The following is a 21550-nucleotide window of genomic DNA, read 5'->3' as shown; positions in this document are numbered from 1 at the left end:
GCCTTCGGCAGCTCCTACAGAAATGCGTTTCAATCTAAAACGGCGTGGGCAAATATAGAAAACCGTCTAAATGATCACTAATTTCGTCACATCGCACAAAACCACTGCATAACGACGACACTTTGCGTCTTATTTACGTCTCAGCTCCTGTCTAGACTGTCCCTTTCGCGTGCCAGCCAGGTCAGTCATGAAAAACAATCGCCACCCCGCAGACGGCAAGAAGCCGATCACTATCTTCGGCCCGGATTTCCCTTTCGCTTTTGACGACTGGATCGAGCATCCCGCCGGGCTGGGCAGTATCCCCGCAGAAAATCACGGTCAGGAAGTGGCGATCGTTGGCGCGGGGATCGCCGGATTGGTGGCGGCCTATGAGCTGATGAAACTGGGCCTGAAACCCGTGGTTTACGAAGCGTCGAAAATGGGCGGCCGTTTGCGCTCCCAAGCCTTCGAGGGTACTGAAGGCATCATCGCGGAGCTGGGGGGCATGCGCTTTCCGGTGTCTTCAACCGCCTTTTACCACTACGTCGATAAGCTTGGCCTGGAATCAAAGCCGTTCCCCAACCCCCTGACGGCCGCCTCGGGCAGTACCGTTATCGATCTCGAAGGCGTTACTTACTACGCGCAGAAACTCTCTGACTTGCCCGCGATGTTTCAGGAAGTGGCTGACGCCTGGGCGGATGCGCTAGAAGAGGGTTCCGGCTTCAAAGACATTCAGCAAGCCATTCGCGACCGCGATGTGCCGCGCCTGAAAGAGCTCTGGAACACCCTGGTTCCGCTGTGGGACGACCGCACGTTCTATGACTTCGTCGCCACCTCAAAAGCATTCGCCAAACTGTCGTTCTACCACCGCGAAGTCTTCGGCCAGGTCGGCTTCGGCACCGGCGGCTGGGATTCTGATTTCCCCAACTCGATGCTGGAAATCTTCCGCGTGGTCATGACCAACTGCGACGACCACCAACACCTTATCGTCGGCGGGGTCGAGCAAGTGCCGCTGGGCATCTGGCGGCATGTACCGGAGCGCTGCGCCCACTGGCCCGAAGGCACCAGCCTCGCGTCTTTGCATCACGGCGCACCGCGAACCGGGGTGAAACGTATTGCACGCGCCGAAGACGGTCTTCTGGCCGTCACTGATAACTGGGGCGATACACGCCACTACGCTGCTGTTTTGACCACCTGCCAGAGCTGGTTGCTGACCACTCAGATCGAATGTGAAGAATCGTTGTTCTCACAGAAGATGTGGATGGCACTGGACCGTACACGCTACATGCAATCGTCGAAAACCTTCGTGATGGTCGACCGTCCATTCTGGAAAGACAAAGATCCGGAAACCGGCCGCGACCTGATGAGCATGACCCTCACGGACCGTCTGACCCGTGGCACTTATCTGTTTGATAACGGTGACGACAAGCCCGGCGTGATCTGTCTGTCCTACTCGTGGATGAGCGATGCGCTGAAGATGTTGCCGCAGCCTATCGACAAGCGGGTCAAACTGGCACTCGACGCGCTGAAAAAGATCTACCCTAAAGTCGACATCGCAGCGCGGATCATCGGCGACCCGATTACCGTGTCATGGGAAGCGGACCCGCATTTCCTCGGAGCCTTCAAAGGCGCCTTGCCGGGGCATTACCGTTACAACCAGCGCATGTATGCGCACTTCATGCAGCAGGACATGCCCGTGGAACAGCGCGGCATGTTCATCGCCGGTGACGACGTGTCATGGACGCCCGCATGGGTTGAAGGCGCCGTACAGACCTCACTGAATGCAGTGTGGGGCATCATGACCCACTTCGGCGGCAAGACCCACGCCGATAACCCAGGCCCCGGCGATGTGTTCCACGAAATTGGCCCCATCGCTCTCGCCGACTGAACAAGAGGCTCGACCATGCGCATCGCCGTTTACCAATGCCCGCCACTGCCACTGGATATCGGTGGCAATCTGCAACGCCTGGATGACCAGGCGCGGGAGGCGGCGGCCATTGGGGCGCAGCTACTGGTGTGCCCGGAGATGTTCCTCACGGGCTACAACATTGGTGCAGAGGCGGCACGCGCATTGGCGCAGCCCAGTGATGGCTTTGCGGCGGGTGATATCGCCGCGATAGCCAAGGGTTACGGCATCGCAATTCTCTACGGCTACCCGGAACGCGCCGAGGAGGACGTGATTTTCAACTCAGTGCAGTTGATCGACGGCCACGGCAAAACCCTCTGTAACTATCGCAAGACGCATCTTTACGGCGAACTGGATAAGGCGATGTTCAGCCCCGGCGAGGACCGCTTCCCGATTGTCGAGCTGGACGGCTGGCGGCTGGGCTTTCTGATCTGTTACGACGTGGAGTTTCCGGAGAACACCCGACGCCTGGCTCTGGAAGGTGCCGAGTTGATTCTGGTTCCGACGGCCAACATGGCGCCTTATGATTTTGTCGCCGAAGTGACTGTGCGTGCACGGGCTTACGAGAATCAGTGCTACGTGGTTTACGCCAACTACTGCGGCAGTGAAGAAGATATCCACTACTGCGGGCTAAGCAGCCTCTGCGCCCCGGACGGTAGCCGGCTAGCTGTGGCGCAACAGGATGAAGTGCTTATCTGGGGCACGCTGGATCGACAGGTGATGGAGCAGTCGCGGTCGATCAATACCTATTTCAATGACCGACGGCCGGAGCTGTATGTGGGGTTGGGCGAAGGCTAAAAGGCCGCTTTTACAAACAGCGCCTAACCATCTGAACTCACACCTCGTGGGACCGGATTCATCCGGGAAGAGGCCAGTACATTCGCTACATTTTCATCGCCAGGATTGCCGCCTTCCCGGATGAATCCGGTCCCACAGATTTGTCTGTTTGCCGCGAGATCGCGCGGTGCCATGAAAGAGCAATTCCGCTAGCATGACCCGATCACGTCATCCGGAATACCCATGCCTGCCTCCCCCACCACCGAATACCTGAGCCTCGCCAACGGCCTGAACGTCGTGCTGTGCCATGCGCCACGGCTCAAGCGCTGCGCTGCTTCGTTGCGGGTGGCGGCAGGGAGTCATGACGTATCGGCTGCATGGCCTGGCTTGGCGCATTTTCTGGAGCATCTGTTCTTCCTCGGCACCGGGCGGTTCGCCGGGGACGAAAAGCTCATGGCCTTCGTCCAGCGTCACGGCGGGCAACTCAATGCCAGCACCCGTGAGCGGACCACTGATTTCTTTTTTGAACTGCCAGAACCGGTCTTCGCTCAAGGCCTGGAACGCCTGTGTGACATGCTCGCTCACCCGCGGATGACCATGGCCGATCAACTTCGCGAGCGCGAAGTGCTGCATGCCGAGTTCATCGCCTGGTCTCGCGACACCACCGCGCGCCAACAAATACAGCTGCTGGAAGGCATCTCAGCACGCCATCCTCTACGCGCCTTTCATGCAGGCAACCGCTACAGCTTGCCAGTGCCGCGTCCGGCGTTTCAGCAGGCGTTGCAGGATTTTTATCGGCGGTTCTATCAGGCCGGGCAAATGACCTTATGCCTGACGGGGCCTCAGTCGCTGGAGGAGCTAAAACGGCTGGCGACGAGTTATGGCGCAGGTCTGGCCAGCGGCATGAAGGTCGCGCAAGCCGCCCCTCCGAGGCTGGTTGACGATGGGGATCGGATACTCGTGAGAGCCGATCAACAACTCCTTCTGGCCTGTGAGGATTTGCCTGAGGGCGCAGACGAGGCCGCTGCGTTTCTGTGTCATTGCCTGAATGGCAGCCGGGCGCAAGGCGTTGTTGATGCGCTGAAGGCGGAAGTGGTTTATCAGTTTGCTGGTCAATTGTTGATCAAGGTTCAGTCCAGCATTTCCAGTCAAATCTCCATCGCGAGCAAGCTCACTCCTACAGGGAAGCGCAATTTACCTGTAGGAGTGACCGGGGTGGCGCTCCACCTTGCTCGCATGACGTCGGCACTGACACAAAACTTCAAAACCCATTGGCCAACCTTACGCGACGACTACAACCGCCTTCAGCAACGACAACTGGATATCAGCGGCCCACTGGAACTGGCCCACCACCACGCCCGCAATCAGCCGCAAGGCTTGTCCGAGCAAGGCTGCACAGCGCTGATCGCATTGCTGGACCAGATTCAACCGAACACACAGCCTTCAGAAATCCACTGGCAATTCCCGAAACCCAACCCATTCCTGACCGTACCGAGTAACGGCTACGATGGGGCGCTCTATCTGCGCTGGCATCTACCGTCCCCACAACCCACGCTGTGGCGGATGTTTGATCAGAGCTTGAAGCCCCTGGCGCGGGATGCGAAGCAAGCAGGCGTCAATCTTGAGTTCAGTGCGTACGGCGATTACTGGCAACTCAAGCTCAGCGGCCTCGACGCACCGATGCCCGAGATCCTCAAGCAGGCATTACAACACCTGAACGCTGCAGACGAAGCAGCCCTGGGGCGCTTGAGACAAACGGGCGATGAACCTGCCCTGATTCCAATCCGGCAGTTGCTCAAAGCGCTGCCCGATTGCTATCTGAACGCCACGCCCGCTGACGAGACCAGCGATGTTCAGACCTTCTGGTCAGCAACGCAGTGGATCAGCTTCACGTCAGGCTTTGCACAAGAAACGATCCCCATGCTGAACACCGTGCTACTCAATACGCCAGGGCGACGCGACGAGCAAACACTGCGGGCGCCAGCACTGGCAAACGGTAAGCACTGGGAAGCGGGCGCACCAACGTCCTCAGAAAGCGCAGTGCTACTGTTTTGTCCGGCACCCTCTTCCTCCGTTATCGACGAAGCGGCGTGGCGGCTACTCGCGCACCTTGCACAAGCTCCGTTCTATCAACGGCTCAGGGTTGAGCTGCAACTGGGTTATGCAGTTTTCAGCGGCTTGCGACAGATTGCCGGACGAACGGGGATACTCTTCGGCGTCCAGTCGCCTAACGCTTCTGTGCCACAACTGGTCGGGCATATCGAAAGGTTTCTGGATGAACTACCCGAACGGGTAAACGACGCCGATGTAGCCGCTCAAGCGGCAACGCTGATTACGCAGCTGGATGTCGATGCCATGGAGACCGCGCAAGCAGCCGAACTGCGTTGGCAAGCGCATCTGGCTGGCCGTGACGAACAGTTCCTGTCCGCACTGCATGAAACATTACGAAACCTCGACAGGCACACTTTGTTGCAAGCCGCTGCTAGCCTTCAAAAAGCAGTGGGCGGCTGGCTCTGCCTGACAAACAGCCCGCAAAACCCTTGGCACGCAGCTTGATCGTTACCAAAGCTGCAAAAGCTTTGTTCACGAATCCGACAGCCAGAATTTGTTAAATTAAGTAACATAGCTTCCTAACCATCGAACGTATGCCTTCGCAGGTGTACTAACGATTTACCACCCACCGCTGCAATCACCCAGAAGGAGTCTCTTATGTGGACTAAACCTGCTTACACTGATCTGCGTATCGGTTTCGAAGTCACCATGTACTTCGCAAGCCGTTGATTACAACGCGGTGCAAAGCCTCGGTTCGCCGGGGCTTTTTTTATTGATAAGTCGTCTTTTTTCTTGAAGTTTTTCATGCCTCGCCCATGGAGCTGACATGTACATCCAGATTCTAGGTTCCGCTGCTGGCGGCGGCTTCCCACAGTGGAACTGCAATTGCGTGAACTGCGCTGGTTTCCGCGACGGTAGCCTGCGGGCCCATGCCCGGACTCAATCGTCCATCGCGCTGTCCGATGATGGCGTTAACTGGGTACTGTGCAACGCTTCTCCGGACATCCGCGCGCAGCTGGCCGGTTTTGGCCCTATGCAACCAGGTCGCGCCCTGCGCGATACCGGGATCAGCGCGGTCATTCTCATGGACAGCCAGATCGATCACACTACCGGCTTGCTCAGCCTGCGCGAAGGCTGCCCGCATCAGGTCTGGTGTACCGATATGGTTCACGAAGACCTGAGCACCGGCTTTCCGCTGTTCAACATGCTCAAACACTGGAACGGCGGCCTGGTCTGGAACAGGATCGAACTCGAAGGCAGCTTTGTGATTCCTGCCTGCCCGAACCTGCGCTTCACGCCATTCCCGCTGCGGAGCGCCGCGCCGCCTTATTCGCCACATCGTTTCGATCCGCACCCTGGCGACAACATCGGCTTGATGGTTGAAGACCTGAAGACCGGCGGCAAGCTGTTCTACGCACCAGGGCTGGGCAAAGTCGATGACGCGCTGATGGAGAAAATGGTCGCTGCCGATTGCCTTTTGGTGGACGGCACGATGTGGGACGACGATGAAATGCAGCGTCGCGGCGTTGGCACACGAACCGGTACGGAAATGGGTCACCTGGCCCAGAACGGCCCCGGCGGCATGCTCGAAGTGCTTGAGCGCCTGCCAAAGCAGCGCAAAGTGCTTATCCACATCAATAACACCAACCCGATCCTCGACGAAGATTCGCCTGAGCGCGCAGAGCTTGCTCGCCGCAATGTCGAAGTGGCGTTTGATGGGATGAGTATTGAGTTGTAAACAGCGGAATAACACCAAATCCGTTGGAGCGTGGCTTGCCCGCGAATACGATGGCTTAGACGCAAAAGGTGTGTCGAATGTACCGGCCTCTTCGCGGGCAAGCCTCGCTCCAACAAAGTTAGTTTTTTGAGGGAGTCTAAATGAGCGAAGCAACGCCGCTGTCCCCCGCTGAATTCGAACAGGCCTTGCGGGCCAAAGGTGCGTATTACCACATCCATCACCCGTACCACGTGGCGATGTATGAAGGCCGTGCCACCCGCGAACAGATTCAGGGCTGGGTCGCCAACCGCTTCTATTACCAGGTGAACATCCCGCTCAAGGACGCAGCCATTCTGGCCAACTGCCCTGATCGCGAGATTCGTCGTGAGTGGATTCAGCGCCTGCTGGATCACGACGGGGCACCCGGTGAGGACGGCGGTATTGAAGCCTGGCTGCGCCTGGGACAAGCCGTTGGTCTGGACCCTGATCAGCTTCGCTCCCAGGAATTGGTCCTGCCCGGCGTGCGCTTCGCCGTAGACGCTTATGTCAACTTCGCTCGCCGTGCCAACTGGCAGGAAGCCGCCAGCAGCTCGCTGACCGAGCTGTTCGCCCCGCAGATCCACCAGTCCCGGCTGGACAGCTGGCCGCAGCATTACCCGTGGATCGATCCGGCTGGCTACGAGTATTTCCGTACCCGGCTGGGCCAGGCGCGTCGCGATGTAGAACACGGCCTGACGATTACCCTGCAGCACTACACCACGTACGAAGGCCAGCAGCGCATGCTGGAAATCCTGCAGTTCAAACTCGACATTTTGTGGAGCATGCTGGACGCCATGAGCATGGCCTACGAGCTGAACCGCCCGCCTTATCACAGCGTGACCGACCAACGGGTCTGGCATAAGGGGATCGCCCTATGAGCTTCGATAGACAACAAGTCCCGAGCTGGCGTCGAGGCTATCGTTACCAGTTCGAACCCGCGCAGAACGGCCATGTGCTGCTCTACCCGGAAGGCATGATCAAACTCAATGAAAGCGCCAGTGCCATTGGCGGCCTGATCGATGGCAAACGTAGCGTGGCCGCGATCATTGATGCACTGAACGAGCAGTTCCCAGGTTTCCCCGAGCTCGGCACCGACGTCGAGCAATTCATGGAGGTCGCCCGTGGCGAACACTGGATCGAACTTGCCTGATTCGACACTGATCGCTTCAGCCATCAAGATTCCGCCCAAGCCCGAAGTGGGCCTGCCGTTGTGGCTGCTCGCCGAGCTGACCTATCGCTGCCCGCTGCAATGCCCGTATTGCTCCAATCCTCTGGACTTCGCCAAACAGGGCCAGGAACTGACCACCGAACAGTGGTTCAAGGTCATGGCCGAAGCGCGGCAAATGGGTGCGGCGCAGATCGGTTTCTCCGGCGGCGAACCGCTGGTGCGCCAGGACCTGGCCGAACTGATCGGCGAGGCGCGTCGGCTCGGCTATTACACCAACCTGATTACGTCTGGCATTGGTCTGACCGAACAGAAGATCATCGATTTCAAGGAAGCTGGGCTCGATCACATTCAGATCAGCTTCCAGGCCAGTGACGAGCAGGTGAACAACATGCTCGCCGGCTCGAAAAAAGCCTTCGCGCAGAAGCTGGAGATGGCCCGTGCGGTCAAGAAGCACGGCTACCCGATGGTGCTTAACTTCGTGACCCACCGGCACAACATCGACAAGATCGATAAAATCATCGAACTGTGTATCGCCCTCGAAGCGGATTTCGTCGAGCTGGCGACGTGTCAGTTCTACGGCTGGGCGCACCTGAACCGCCAGGGCTTGCTGCCCACCAAGGATCAGTTGGTTCGCGCCGAGCGGGTCACCAACGAATACCGCGACAAACTGGCTGCCGAGAATCATCCGTGCAAGTTGATCTTCGTGACCCCGGACTATTACGAAGAACGTCCGAAAGCCTGCATGAACGGCTGGGGCAGCATCTTTCTGACCGTGACCCCGGACGGCACGGCGTTGCCCTGCCACGGCGCGCGGCAGATGCCGGTGCAGTTTCCCAACGTGCGTGACCACACGATGCAGCACATCTGGTACGACTCATTTGGTTTCAACCGCTTCCGCGGTTACGACTGGATGCCCGAACCGTGCCGCTCATGCGACGAAAAAGAGAAGGATTTCGGCGGCTGTCGTTGCCAGGCATTCATGCTCACCGGCGATGCCGCCAATGCCGATCCGGTGTGCAGTAAATCGCCTCATCACGGGATGATTGTGCAGGCTCGAAAAGAAGCCGAATATGCTACCCAAACCATTGAGCAGCTGGCCTTTCGCAATGACAGAAACTCGCGCCTCATCGCCAAATCCTGACACGTTCACAGCAGCCCAGGCGGTCGCCGCCGGAGTCGACTTCGCGGAGCTGGCGGTCAGCCCGCTGGGCTTGTTCTGGAATGAATACCGGCCTGAGGATGGCGCGAGCCGCATCTGGCGCTGGTTCGAGGACAACAAGACGTGTCTCACGCCGGAAGGCTTCAGTGTACGCAGCCGTGTTTATGAGTACGGCGGTGGGTCGTTCTGCCTGACTGAAGATGCGCTGGTGTTCGTCAACGAAAGCGATCAGCAGCTCTATAAACAGCCCCTGATCTGGGACGAGTTCGAAGAGCAAGGCCTGCCTGAAGCCATCACCACCGGCAAAAAACGCTACGGTGATCTGGTGTTCGCCAATGGGCAGATTCTGGCCGTAGAGGAAGACAAAGACGTCCACCAACTGGTCAGTATCGACGTTGCCAACGGCAAGCGCCTGGTATTGGCCAGAGGCGCGGATTTTTACGCATCGCCCACCATGAGCCCGGATGGGCAGCGTCTGGCCTGGATTGAATGGCAGAAGCCGCATCAACCCTGGACCAGCACCTTGCTGATGAGCAGCAAGCGTCAGGCGGCGGGGGGGTGGTCCGAGCCGCGCTGTCTGGCGGGCGATCGTGAAGAAGAGTCCATCCAGCAAGCGCGTTTCGATGCCACGGGTCGGCTGTATTGCCTGAGCGACCAAGGGGGCTTCTGGCAACCGTGCGTGGAAGGCTCGTTCGGCCTGACCCACCTCAAAGCTTCCGACGCCGACCATGCGCCAGCCCCATGGCAACTGGGTGGGCGCAGCTGGCTGCCATTGCATCATGGCGCCTACCTCGCCACTTGGTCGGAAAATGGTGCCGGCGTGCTGGGCATGCGCGACACCCACGGCGCGCTCGAAGATTTCAGCGGCGAGTACAGCCGCTTCCGCAGCCTGGCGCTCGACGATCAATACGTTTATTGCATCGCGGCCTCCGCAACGAGCCCCTCGGCAGTGCTGGCTATCAGTCGTAAAGACCACCGCGTCCAGGTGCTGGCGGGTGGCGTCGCCCCACTGCCGCCTGAACAAATCAGCCGTCCACAAACCTTGCGCTACAAGAGTGGGGACGGTGAAGCGCACGGTTATTTCTATCCCGCCATGAATGCTGTGGGCACACCGCCGCTGGTGGTGTTTGTGCACGGTGGTCCGACGTCAGCCTGCTACCCGGTGCTTGATCCTAAAATCCAGTACTGGACACAACGCGGCTTTGCCGTGGCCGACCTCAACTACCGCGGCAGCACCGGTTACGGACGTGAGTACCGCCAAAGTCTGCACCTCAATTGGGGGGTGGCAGACGTGGAAGATGCCTGCGCAGTGGTTGCGCATCTGGGCGAGCGCGGGCTGATCAATCCCGAGCAGGCATTCATTCGCGGTGGCAGTGCTGGTGGCTACACCACGTTATGTGCACTGGCCTTCAAGAAAGTATTCCGCGCCGGTGCCAGCCTTTACGGCGTCAGTGACCCGTTGGCACTGGGCAGAGCCACACATAAGTTCGAAAGCGACTATCTGGATTGGCTGATCGGCGACCCAGAGGAGGACATCGACCGCTATCACGCCCGCACGCCGCTGCTGCATGCCGCCGACATTCAAGTGCCGGTGATTTTCTTCCAGGGCGAGCTCGATGCAGTGGTCGTCCCCGAACAAACCCGCGCCATGCTGATGGCCCTGAAATCCCGAGGTGTCGTGGCTGAAGGGCATTTTTACGCCGACGAACACCATGGCTTCCGCAAGGCGGTTAATCAGGCCGATGCGCTGAAGAAAGAGTGGGCGTTTTATCGCAAGGTGATTGATGGTTGAGCAGCGCCGGTAAGCTGCGAACAAAGGACTTGTAGGAGCTGCCGAAGGCTGCGAAGCGTTGATCCTGACATACCGCTATCGCAGCCTTCGGCAGCTCCTACAGCAAATGCATTCCAAATCAAACCGAAGGCAAGGTCGCCTGCATCGACGGTCGCTGGCTGACTTCAAAGTACCAGTTGGCCAGACGCGGGTAGCGGCTGCGCCATGCCAGGTCCGGCTGGCGGAAGTCGATGTAACCCAGCGCAGCGGCGACGCTCATTGAAGCCACGTCAAAAGACGAGCTCAGTTCGGTAATCGCCTCCTGCTCAAAATAACCGAGTGTGCGCTCGATTTTTTCCTGCTGATTATCGAGCCAGAGTTCCCAATGCTTCTCAGCCGGGCGCAATGCGGTTTCATAGCGAATCAACAACGCGGCATCCAGCAACGCATCCGCCAAAGATGCCAGGGTCAAACGCCGCCAGCGTGCCGAGCCTTCGCGTGGGATCAGCGGTACGCCGACATGCTGATGATCGAGATAGTCGAGGATGACTCGGCTGTCATGGATAACGTTACCGTCCGCCAGACGCAAAGCCGGGATCTTGCCGGCAGGGTTATCGCTGTTCAATTCTGCAACGGGGGCGACAGGCGTCAGGATCGTGGTTTGCAGCGTCACCCTGTCCAGCTGTCCGGTTTCATGCAGTACAAGTAGCACCTTGCGGGCGAAAGGAGATGCCGGGTTGTAGTACAAAGTCATGGTTGGCGCGGACATGGAGGTTCCTCGAATAAGACAGTCCCTCAGACTAGCCAGCGCTACCGTTGTCCGCAATATCTGCTTTCAGGACTTGCGCACCAGCAAGCCTCTGATGCTGAGAACAGCCGCTAGCCCCATGCCCAGCCAGGCCAGTGCATCCCACCAGCCATCCCCCAGCAGAGCAGCGAACAAGCCAAGCCCGGTCAGCAAGGCAATCAAGCCGGGCGCTGCAAAGGTCTTCCAGAGTGTCGAGCGCTTCATGGCAGCGCCCCTTGTGGCGAGACACCGTTCGATCGCGCCGCTCGCCTGCGAACCCACCATAGGTACAAACCACTGCCCAAGACGATAATCGTCAGCACATCCAGCACGGCCCATAGCACTTTCATCGGCATGCCGCCGTAATCCCCAAAGTGCAGCGGCTGAGACATGCCCAGCGCATCCATGTACCAGGGCCGTTCGACCACCGCCGTGACTTCCAGGGTTTGCGCATCGATCAGCACCGGGGTCATCAAGTGCGCCGTCAGATGCGTATTACCTTTCATGAACACCGCGTAATGGTGCTCACTGGAGAAGCGCGTTCCGGGGAAAGCAATGAAGTCGATCTGCATACCGGGCGCTGCGGATTCAGCGATCTCTACCAGGCGTGTTGCCGGAGCGAGTTGAGTCAGCGGCGGCGCACCGCGATACGGTTCGATCATCGCGGCCAGCGTGTCGTTGCGCCACGAGGCGATCAACAGGTCGGCGCAGGCACTGATTACTCCGGTCACGCCCACCACCAATGCCCAGGTCAGAGTCACGACGCCAATCAGGTTGTGCAGATCCAGCCAGCGCATGCGTGTTGATTTGTCGGCACGCACGGTGGCGAATTTGAGTTTGCGCATGAACGGCGCGTACAGCACCGTCCCGGAAACGATTGCCAGCACGAACATCAAGCCCATGAACGCCAGCAACAACTTACCCGGCAGCCCCGCATACATGTCCACATGCAGGCGCAGCATAACCATCATGAATCCACCGTTGGCAGACGGCGTTTCATAAGCCTGGCCCGTACGCGAATCGAGCATGAAGGAGTGTGAATCGTTGGGGTCTGTACCCGCCGTTTTGGCCGTGATCGCCCAGACACCGTTCGGGTCGTCGTCCTCCCAGCCGAAGTACTGCAGAACTTCGCCGGGACGATGAGCCTCGGCAGCCACAACCAGTTGTTGCAAGTTGAGGTGCGGCGTGTCGGCTGGCAATTCCTTGAACTCAGGTGAATTGCCCAACAGGTGATCAATTTCGTGACTGAACACCAGTGGCAAACCGGTCAGCGCCAGCATCAACAGAAACAGGGTACAGATCAGGCTCGTCCAGGTATGGACGAAGGACCAGCGGCGCACGGTTTGGCTTTTCATGCTGTTCTTCTCAAGCTTTTATCCAAAAGCAAAAGGCCGCGGCATAAGCAGCGACCCCTTTTGCGTCTATCAAACAAAAATAAAGATAGTTAAACGGGTGCGACTTCATGTGGGAGCGGTGCTTGCCCGCGATAAGGCTGGACGCGGTTCACTTTGGATCGCGTCCAGTCTTATCGCGGGCAAGCACCGCTCCCACAAGAAACCGCGCTGTCTGGCGACGGCGTGGTGTCAGGGACACAGGGCGATATCTTATCGACTACAAACTGGTCAAATCACCATTTGTAATTGACGCTGGCCAGTACGGCACGGCGGTCACCGTAATAGCAGTAGAAGCCGTCGCATGTCGATATGTATTCCTTATCGAATACGTTGTTGGCGTTGACTGCGACACTGACACCTTTAAGAGAATTGTTTACGCGGCCCAGGTCGTAATGCACAGCAGCATCGTAAACGGTATACGAACCGGCGTGCCCGTCAGACTTGTCGCGTACAAACCCTAAGCTACCGATGGCGACGTTATCGGTCTCGCCGATATAACGTACGCCGAAGCCAAGACCGAAACCATCAAGCAATCCGGTGTGCCACGTGTAATCGGCCCACGCCGCGGCTTGGTTTTCCGGGGTCAGCGGCAGTGGACGGTTCTTGTCCAGATCGCTGCCCACCTTGGTCATTTTGCTATTGGCGTAGGTGTAAGACGCAGTCAGTTTGAGGTTCTCGTTAACGTTGCCTACCGCTTCCAGTTCAAGTCCACGAACCTGAGCTTCACCCAATGGACGGCTATTGCCGAATGTATCGCTCATCACGATATTCTTGCGGGTCAAGTCATAGACCGCAGCGGTGAACAACATGTCGCTACCTGGCGGCTGATACTTGAGGCCCAGTTCGTATTGCTTGCCGGTACTGGGTTCGTAGGCCGCGTTAGTGGCGTTGTTACCGCCCTGCTCAGCCTGGAACGACTCGGCATAAGAAACGTAAGGGGTGAAACCCGAATCGAAGACGTAGCTTAATGCTGCGTTGCCGCTAAAAGCGCTATCGCTACGGGTATCCTTGATGCCGGTTTCATGAAACGTGGTGTCGGTGTCCAGCCAGTCCTGACGACCGCCCAGGGTCAAACGCCAGTTATCCAGTGCAATCTGGTCCTGCACGTATAAACCGGTGTCGCGGGTTTTCTGACTGTAGTTCTGAAAAGCGGTATAGGCGACGTTGCTGAAATCCTGACCGTACACCGGATTGATAATGTTGCTGGTCGGTGCGCTGCCGAACAGCCATTTGTAGTTGTGGTTGATGCGTTGGTGATCGAGCCCCAACAGCAAGGTGTGCTTGAGCACTCCGGTATCAAAGTCGGCCTGGAAGTTGTTATCCACCGCAAACTGACTGATGTCTTCGTTGACCACGTTGGCGCCACGGGACAAGGTGCCGTCAGCCGCTACGGAGCCAAAAAACCCTCCTGCGGTGATGCCTTGGAACGACAGATCGCTCTTGGTGTAACGCAGGTTCTGTTTGAACTGCCACATGTCATTCAGGCGATGTTCAAAGGCATAACCCAACGCGTAGTAGGTCTTGTCGTAGAACTCCCACTCTGGATCGCCAAGGTTTTTGTGGTACTTCACTTCGCCGGCCGGCGTGGACAGCTTCGTGCCCTCAAGCGGCAGGAACTGGCTGGTGATGCCCGTATCGTCACGGTTGAACTGGCTGAGGAAGGTTAGCTTCGTATCGGGGTCGATGTTCCACGCCAGGCTCGGTGCCACGTTGTAACGTTTGTCATCAATATGCTCGATGGCCGTACCGCTATCGCGGACAACCCCGCTGACGCGATATTCAAAGACACCGGCATCATCAATCGGCCCGGTGCTGTCGAAGCTGATCTGTTTACGATTGTAGCTGCCAACCTGCGCCTGGATTTCATGACCGGCAACTGCTTCGGGTCGGCGGCTAACCATATCCAGCAAGCCACCTGGCGGTGTTTGGCCGTAAACCGACGAAGCCGGCCCACGCAACACTGCAACGCGCTCAAGATCCCAGGTTTCCAGTTTGGGCATCACATAGACGCCCTTGGGTAGCGGCAGACCATCGAGCACCTGAGTCGGTTCAAACCCGCGGATTTTCAGCCATTCCGCACGGGTGTCACTGCCATAACTACTGGCGGTCACGCCAGGCATGTAACGCACGGCGTCATCCAGATTCTGGACGGCGCGGTCTTCCATCTGCTCACGCGTGGCGACCGAGATTGAGCGCGGCGCTTCAAGGATCGCAGTATCGGTTTTGCTGCCGGATGCGGTGCGAGTCGCGGCGTAACCTTCGACCGGGCTCCATGCAGTTTCAGCACTACTGCGCCCCTCAATGTTGGTTTCCGGCAGCGCCACGGTGCCTTCCGGAGCCGCTGCCAGGCTGAATGTGCCAGCGCTGCTCTGTACCAGTTGCAAACCCGACCCACGCAACGCCTGACGTAACGCGCCTGCAGCATCGAATTCACCTTTTACCGGAGCCGATGTGCGGCCACTGGCCAAAGCCGGATCCACGGCCAGCGCAAGACCAGCCTGGCTGGCGATCTGGTTCAGCGTGGTCGACAGTGCTCCGGCGGGCAGGTCGTACGAGCGCACGCTGCTGGTCTGGTCGACGGCAAGCAATTGCGGGCTGACCAGCGGGGCTGACAAAGCAATCGCCACGGCCAGAAGGCTTGGGCGCAACAGGGTTTCAAGCGTGCGGGACATAGAAGGCTCCAGAGGAGAAACGGTTCTCAATGCCTATGTGCCGCACGAAATTCAAAAAGTGACAGGCCCAATCGAAAATAATTTCGATTGAGATTATCAGTCACTGCTTTGCTGGATTAATTCCTGTGTTCTTGTCTTCTCGGGCAATCACCTTGGTCCACCACTGCGTGTGTTGTTCGACCTGCACTGGCAATGTCGGCGACAACGCCTTAAGGGCCAGATCGGTGTTTTTCAGCGGGAAGCTACCGGTGATGCGCAGGTCGGCGATTTCCGGCGCGACGCCCAGATGCCCTGCGCGATAGCGGCCCAGCTCAGCGACAAGATCTGCGAGCCGAGCGTTCTCCACCACCAGCATCCCGCGCGTCCAGGCATCGGCGCCAGGCTTGAGCGCCAACATGGGGCCCAAACCGTCACGGGTCATGAGCATCTGCTGGCCTTCACGCAGAATCTGTTCGCGATCATCGTTTTGAGCGTGAGCCGCTACAGCAGACTCAAGGACGCCAAGCAGCGTGCCTTCATCTTCGCGTCGCACCAGAAAACGGGTACCCAATGCGCGCATACGACCATCGCGGGTCTCAACGATAAACGGCCGAGGGTCTTCATGACTGCCGGTTTCAATGAAAATCTCGCCGTCCTGCAAAATCACCCGCCGCTGAGTAGCATCAAAGCGCACGTCGATTGCGCTGTGGGTATTGAGCTGGATGAGTGTGTTATCTGCCAAACGCACGGTGCGTTGCTCGCCCGTTGCCGTACGCTGATCAGCCAGCCAGTAATCGACGGGCATGATGCGATTGCCCATAACCAGGGCCAATCCGCAGGCCAGCATCACACTCGCCAACCCTCCGCCCAACTTGCGCATGCGCCGCACCGCTCCGTTGTGCGATTGCATCAAGGCAGAGCGTGCAGGCGCCGACGCCAGGGAGAACTGCTGATCGAGCATGCCCAACTGAGCCCATGCCCGGGCGTGCTCTTCATTTGCCGCCAGCCACCGGGCGTGCTCGTCACGCTCGACTTGACTGCCGTTGCCGCTATCCAGGCACAACTGCCAGGCAATCGCCGCATCCAGCACCTTTGCTGAAACCGGCCTGGAATTGAAGGCGTTCATAGCGGTTCGCCGTATAGCGCCACATAGCACTGACGCATGCCTTGAGCCAGATACTGCCGCACGCGGGATGGGGAGACGCCTAGACGTTCAGCGATCTCATAATGGGTCAGACCATCGATACGGTTATAGAGAAATGCTGCTCGCGCCTTGCTCGACAGCTTGCCGAGCAACCGGTCGATGGATTTCAGGTCTTCGAGGATCAACAACTGATCTTCCAGCGAAGGTTGCTCGGCCTCGGGGACCAGCATCAGCTCGTTGAGATAGGCTTGCTCAAGCGCTGCCCGGCGGAAGTAATCGAACAGCAGTCCCTTGGCGATTGCGGCCAGAAATGCACGAGGTTCACGCGGGTGATCCAGTTGCTCGCGATTGAGCAGACGCACGAAGGTGTCCTGACTCAAATCCTCAGCCCTCTGCGGACACGCGACATTACGCCGTAGCCACGCCACCAGCCAACTACGGTGGTCGCGATACAAGACGCCAATAAGCTCGCTTTGAGGGCTTGGGGCTGACGACACGAAACGTACCTCGGGAAAGGCGCATTAAATAACGAGAATTATTCGCGATTGTGTCAGAGCCAATGATTACTGGCAAATGCTGGCTGTCGGATGAAAATGCTTTCGAAGCTTTGTGAGAAAGGTACTCCGTGTCGTAAAACCTGTAGAAGTGACCGGGGTGGCGCTCCTACAGGGTCCGGGCTTGCTGCGCGACAGCGCGGCGTCTGGACGACGGGGCCGCAACTACAGAAATCAAAAGCCTTTAACGAACCACGCCCTCTTCAATCAGCAACTTGAGGATCGCCTCCGCCCCCGCCTCGGGAGTGACACCCTTGAGCACTTGCCCGCCGCCACCGCTGGCTTTCGCCGTCGCAGCTTTCATGCGGTCGGCGCCGCTTTTAGCTTTGATGACTTTCAAGCGCTTGGGTCGGGGTTTGGCCGGTTGCAGGGGTGAACCACTCAGAAGTTCGTCGCTGACGATTTCCACCTGCTCTGCCGCCAGCGTACCGCGTTGCGCAGGGCCGTAAGCGCTTTGCCGGGGTTTCGGTGCAGCGTTATCCACAGTCGCCAGAAAAGGCAGGCGCACCTTCAACCGCCGCCGCTGGCCACGGGGTAATGCCTGCAAAACAAGAGCAGTGCCGTTATCCAGCGACTCCACCTCAGCCAACCCCACGACCAACGGCCAGCCAAGGTTTTCCGCGAGCAGGAACGGCAGCATGCCCGAGCCTTCGCCGGTTTCTGCCTGGCTTCCGGTGAGCACCATTTGTACCCCCGACTCACGGATGTAATCCGTCAAGGCAGGCAATGCATCGGCGTTTTCCGGCTGCTCCAGCACATGCAGCTCATTCAGGCCCATACCAAGGTAAGCCCTTAGAGCGGGTTCTTCGGCATTTCCTGCATGTAGCACGTGCAAGTTATCCCCAGCCAGTTGCAAGCCCAACTCAACGGCGCGAGCATCCTGTTCGGCGCGACGTGAACGACCCGATGTCGGGTGCGCGCCGATCGATACAAGGCTGATGACGTGCAGCGCAGCATTATCCACAGAGGAAGCAGTTGGCTCAGGCCGCATCTTGTTTTGCTCCATTGCGATGGATGTGCACGGCTTCGATCAGCGCCTTGAGGATTGCAGCGCTGTCGCCGATCACAGAAAGATCGGCGCGTTTGATCATGTCGCAACCGGGATCCAGATTGATCGCTACCACTTTGTCGCAGACGCCAATGCCTTGCAGATGCTGGATCGCACCCGAAATACCCACCGCCACGTAAACCCGCGCCGTCACCCAGGTACCGCTGGCACCGACCTGTCGATCACGGCCCATGAAGCCATCGTCCACCGCGACACGGGAGGCGCCTTCAGTGGCACCCAGCGCTGCGGCGGTTTGATGGAATAGACCCCAGTCCTTGACCCCATTGCCCCCCGAGAAGATGAACTCCGCTTCCGCCATTGGAATCATGGACGGGTCGACGGCGACAGCGCCCAGGTCTTCAATCCGGGGCAGGCTGCGCGCGACGCTTGTGGATAACTCAACCGGCAGCGCTTCATGACGGGTTTCACTGACCGGTTCAGCACATTCCACGGCTGCCAGGATCAAGCGTGCCAATGGCCTCGCCAGATCCTGTTGTCCAGCTCCAGCGCGGCCGATGCATTGCTCGTCGCTAACCTGCCAGACACGCGTGGCGGGGCGCTCGCCCAGGCTCGCGGCAAATCGCCTCCCCAACTCACCACCACCGCTGCGGCTATCCGGTAATAACCAGTGCCGAGGGTTGAACTGGCTATCCACAGCTCGCAGACCCTGAACACGTTGCTCCGGTGAATAACCGCTGAATTCGTTACCTTCGAGTGTCAGCAGGCGATCAACGCCTGCCGTCGCAAAAGCGCTCTCTTTGTGCTCGCCAAATACCACGGCGAGTACCGCGCCGTTCTGGCCAGCGAGCTGATGAGCAAGCCCCAGAAGGTCTCGGTCGTGACTGCTCAAACGTCCGCCAACCATGTCCGGCACCACACCGATATAGAACGTCGGTTCCAGCACTTGATGCAGCGGCAACTGCACGTCGGCTGCGGCCGAGCGTTTCACCGCCCCGCCTTGCTGCGCACCACTGCGGTCAATTCTCTTGATGCCGTTAGGACCGATGAAACCGATGCCGTGCACGTTCTTGCGCATCAGACCGTTTGGCCCCATCCAGCTGGTTTGCGCCGGTTGCATCGTTGCATGCAGCGGGTGCAAGCGGTTGCGGGCAATCCACTCGGCACGTGGATCGCGGCGAATAATGTCGCTCATCAGTGCACCTCCGCAGGTTCACGTTTTACTGGCGCAGATTTGCTGGGGATAACTTCTTCCTGCAACGCGTCGGCTACCAGTTCGGCGATGTCTTTGATCAACGGCCGCGGTTCGACCACGCCTTCGAGCATCGCGGTGCATTGCGGGCAGCCGACCGCCACCAGCTCCGCACCGGTTTCGCGGATGTCTTCCATGCGCATATCAGGGATACGTTGTTTGCCAGGAATATCCGTAATGGGTGCACCGCCGCCACCACCGCAGCAACGGGAGCGGAAACCGGAGCGCTGCATTTCCTTGACCTCGATGCCCAGCGCGCGCAACACCTCACGCGGGGCTTCGTACTCGCCGTTGTAGCGGCCCAGATAACACGGGTCGTGATACGTCACGCTGGAGCCTTTGTGCTGGCCCAGATTCAGCGCGCCACCTTGAATCAACTCGGCCATGTAAGTGCTGTGGTGCTGCACGAGGTAGTTGCCATCGAAGGCGCCGTACTCGTTTTTCAGCACATGGAAGCTGTGCGGATCGCAGGTGACGATACGTTTAAAGCTGTATTTGTTCAGGGTCTGAATGTTGCGTTTGGCGAGCATCTGGAACGTTGCTTCATCCCCTAAACGACGCGCGACGTCGCCACTGTCGCGCTCTTCAAGACCGAGCACGGCGAAGTCGACTTTGGCCGCTTTCAGGACTTTGACGAAAGCGCGCAAAGTCCGTTGGTTGCGCATGTCGAAAGCGCCGTCGCCGACCCAGAACAGGACGTCGACCGTTTGCTTGTCGGCCAGCACGTTCAGGCTCAAATCCGCCGCCCAGTTCATCCGCCCGCCCGGTGCGAAACCGCCGGGGTTATCGGTGGCGATCAGGTTTTCCAACACTTCAGCGCCTTTGTTCGGCGTCGCGCCTTTTTCCAGAGTCAGGTGACGGCGCATGTCGACGATGGCGTCCACGTGCTCGATCATCATCGGGCATTCTTCGACGCAGGCACGGCAGGTGGTGCAGGACCACAAGGTTTCAGCGTCTACCAGGCCGTTGACGATGGGCTGATGGGGGTTACCGCTGTGTTCGCCGATGGCTTTGCCTGGATAAGGGCTACCGGCGAATTTGGCGTCGGTGCCGCCGGCCAGTCCGACAACCATGTCCTGAATCAGCTTTTTCGGGTTCAGTGGCTGACCGGCGGCGAATGCCGGACACGCGGCTTCGCATTTACCGCACTGCACGCAGGCGTCGAAACCCAGCAACTGGTTCCAGGTGAAATCCTTGGGCTTTTCCACGCCCAGCGGTGCAGTTTTGTCGTTGAGGTCGAGCGGCTTGAGGCCGGTTGAGCGGCCACCGCCAAAGCGTTCGGCGCGACGGTGCCAGGCCAGGTGCAATGCACCGGCAAAGGCGTGCTTCATCGGACCGCCCCAGGTCATGCCGAAGAACATTTCCGACACGCCCCACAGGCATCCCAGGCCCAATAGCGCGACCAGCACCCAGCCGCCGAAGTCCTGCGGGAGAATCCCCGCCACCGGCAGCGTGACCAGGAAGAAGCTGACGGAAAACGCCATGAGGCTTTTCGGCAAACGCATCCACGGGCCTTTCGACAGCCGAGCCGGTGGGTTGCGGCGGCGCAGATACATGAAGATTGCGCCAATGAACATCAAGGTCGATGCCAGCAACAGCGCATAACCGAGGATGCGGCTGTGCAGGCCAAAGCCGTGTACGACGATCGCGAGCAATGCCGACAGCACAAAACCCAATGCCGTCGCGACGTGGGTGTTGGCGATGTATTTGTCCCGGGCGACGACATGGTGCAGATCGACCATATAGCGCTTGGGCATGGCCAACAGCCCGCCGAGCAGGTCGACTTTAGAGGCTCGGCCGTTGCGCCACATATTCACCCGCCGCACAGCCCCCAGGACAGCAAGGCCCAGAGCAGCGAACAGCAAGATGGGAAGCAGTGTGTTCAGCATGTGAAGCTCCTACGGCGCATGCGGCCTGAAGGAGCGCGCTTGCCCGCGATAAGGGCGCTGCGGTGTATCTGGTAAACCGCGTTATCGTTTATCGCGAGCAAGCTCGGCTCCTACAGGGGTATTCGGTTTCTTCTGTGGGAGCCGGGCTTGCCCGCGATAAGGGCGCTGCGGTGTATCAGGTAGACCGCGTCATCGTTCATCGCGAGCAAGCTCGGCTCCTACAGGGGTATTCGGTGTTTTCTGTGGGAGCTGGGCTTGCCCGCGATAAGGGCGCTGCGGTGTATCTGGTAAACCGCGTTATCGTT

General features: G+C 58.8%; 19 protein-coding genes. 10 read left to right on the top strand and 9 right to left on the bottom strand.

Annotated elements, in window-relative coordinates; genetic code table 11:
- Positions 1-187 precede the first annotated feature (187 nt).
- The 9 genes from EE949_RS09190 (at position 188) to EE949_RS09150 (ending at position 10589) form a co-directional block, all read left to right on the top strand.
- Positions 188-1867 (top strand): flavin monoamine oxidase family protein, encoded by a 1680-nt coding sequence (locus EE949_RS09190; RefSeq protein WP_122663993.1) that lies wholly within the window; start codon positions 188-190, stop codon positions 1865-1867.
- 15 nt (positions 1868-1882) lie between these two features.
- Complete coding sequence (locus tag EE949_RS09185) at positions 1883-2683, top strand: carbon-nitrogen hydrolase family protein (RefSeq protein WP_122663992.1); 801 nt, start codon at positions 1883-1885, stop codon at positions 2681-2683.
- 216 nt (positions 2684-2899) lie between these two features.
- Positions 2900-5218: a pyrroloquinoline quinone biosynthesis protein PqqF gene (gene pqqF, locus EE949_RS09180; RefSeq protein WP_430735972.1), complete on the top strand. Its 2319-nt coding sequence runs from the start codon at positions 2900-2902 to the stop codon at positions 5216-5218.
- A 153-nt stretch (positions 5219-5371) separates the two neighbouring features.
- A complete protein-coding gene (pqqA, locus tag EE949_RS09175; protein WP_008365141.1) occupies positions 5372-5443 on the top strand; it encodes a pyrroloquinoline quinone precursor peptide PqqA in 72 nt (23 codons plus the stop codon).
- Positions 5444-5540: 97 nt separating this feature from the next.
- On the top strand, positions 5541-6452 hold the full coding sequence (pqqB, locus tag EE949_RS09170; protein ID WP_122663990.1) for a pyrroloquinoline quinone biosynthesis protein PqqB: 912 nt from the start codon (positions 5541-5543) through the stop codon (positions 6450-6452).
- A gap of 140 nt (positions 6453-6592) precedes the next feature.
- On the top strand, positions 6593-7348 hold the full coding sequence (gene pqqC / locus EE949_RS09165; RefSeq protein ID WP_099268493.1) for a pyrroloquinoline-quinone synthase PqqC: 756 nt from the start codon (positions 6593-6595) through the stop codon (positions 7346-7348).
- Positions 7345-7620 (top strand): pyrroloquinoline quinone biosynthesis peptide chaperone PqqD, encoded by a 276-nt coding sequence (pqqD, locus tag EE949_RS09160; protein WP_122663989.1) that lies wholly within the window; start codon positions 7345-7347, stop codon positions 7618-7620. Before pqqC ends, pqqD begins: the two co-directional genes overlap by 4 nt.
- Positions 7592-8779, top strand: a complete 1188-nt coding sequence (gene pqqE / locus EE949_RS09155; protein WP_430735971.1) for a pyrroloquinoline quinone biosynthesis protein PqqE — start codon at positions 7592-7594, stop codon at positions 8777-8779. Before pqqD ends, pqqE begins: the two co-directional genes overlap by 29 nt.
- Positions 8745-10589: a S9 family peptidase gene (locus tag EE949_RS09150; RefSeq protein WP_122663987.1), complete on the top strand. Its 1845-nt coding sequence runs from the start codon at positions 8745-8747 to the stop codon at positions 10587-10589. The genes pqqE and EE949_RS09150 overlap by 35 nt, the downstream gene beginning before the upstream one ends.
- 118 nt (positions 10590-10707) lie before the next feature.
- Here EE949_RS09150 and EE949_RS09145 read toward each other — a convergent pair whose 3' ends face one another.
- The 9 genes from EE949_RS09145 to dgcB all read right to left on the bottom strand — a co-directional run bounded on the left by EE949_RS09145 (position 10708) and on the right by dgcB (position 21245).
- A complete protein-coding gene (locus EE949_RS09145; protein ID WP_122663986.1) occupies positions 10708-11337 on the bottom strand; it encodes a glutathione S-transferase in 630 nt (209 codons plus the stop codon).
- A 66-nt stretch (positions 11338-11403) separates the two neighbouring features.
- Positions 11404-11580: a hypothetical protein gene (locus EE949_RS09140; RefSeq protein WP_122663985.1), complete on the bottom strand. Its 177-nt coding sequence runs from the start codon at positions 11578-11580 to the stop codon at positions 11404-11406.
- Positions 11577-12710 carry a PepSY-associated TM helix domain-containing protein gene (locus EE949_RS09135; protein ID WP_122663984.1) on the bottom strand — a complete coding sequence of 378 codons (1134 nt, stop codon included), beginning with the start codon at positions 12708-12710 and terminating at the stop codon, positions 11577-11579. Before EE949_RS09135 ends, EE949_RS09140 begins: the two co-directional genes overlap by 4 nt.
- Before the next feature lie 272 nt (positions 12711-12982).
- Complete coding sequence (locus EE949_RS09130) at positions 12983-15421, bottom strand: TonB-dependent siderophore receptor (RefSeq protein WP_122663983.1); 2439 nt, start codon at positions 15419-15421, stop codon at positions 12983-12985.
- Between the two features lie 100 nt (positions 15422-15521).
- Positions 15522-16526 (bottom strand): FecR domain-containing protein, encoded by a 1005-nt coding sequence (locus tag EE949_RS09125; protein WP_122663982.1) that lies wholly within the window; start codon positions 16524-16526, stop codon positions 15522-15524.
- Complete coding sequence (locus EE949_RS09120; protein WP_122663981.1) at positions 16523-17041, bottom strand: RNA polymerase sigma factor; 519 nt, start codon at positions 17039-17041, stop codon at positions 16523-16525. Before EE949_RS09120 ends, EE949_RS09125 begins: the two co-directional genes overlap by 4 nt.
- Positions 17042-17282: 241 nt before the next feature.
- Entirely contained in the window at positions 17283-18089 is an 807-nt protein-coding gene (locus EE949_RS09115; RefSeq protein WP_122663980.1) for an electron transfer flavoprotein subunit beta, read from the bottom strand.
- Positions 18079-19299, bottom strand: coding sequence for an electron transfer flavoprotein subunit alpha/FixB family protein (locus EE949_RS09110; RefSeq protein WP_122663979.1), 1221 nt, complete (start codon positions 19297-19299; stop codon positions 18079-18081). Before EE949_RS09110 ends, EE949_RS09115 begins: the two co-directional genes overlap by 11 nt.
- Positions 19299-21245: a dimethylglycine demethylation protein DgcB gene (gene dgcB, locus EE949_RS09105; RefSeq protein WP_122663978.1), complete on the bottom strand. Its 1947-nt coding sequence runs from the start codon at positions 21243-21245 to the stop codon at positions 19299-19301. The genes EE949_RS09110 and dgcB overlap by 1 nt, the downstream gene beginning before the upstream one ends.
- Positions 21246-21307: 62 nt before the next feature.
- Here dgcB and EE949_RS29650 point away from each other — a divergent pair.
- The coding region (locus tag EE949_RS29650) for a hypothetical protein (protein ID WP_431194219.1) at positions 21308-21550 on the top strand (243 nt) is incomplete at its 3' end.

Origin of the sequence: Pseudomonas viridiflava (assembly GCF_900602065.1) — a bacterium.
Classification (GTDB): Bacteria; Pseudomonadota; Gammaproteobacteria; order Pseudomonadales; family Pseudomonadaceae; genus Aquipseudomonas.
This window is presented reverse-complemented; position numbering and strand designations above follow the sequence as displayed.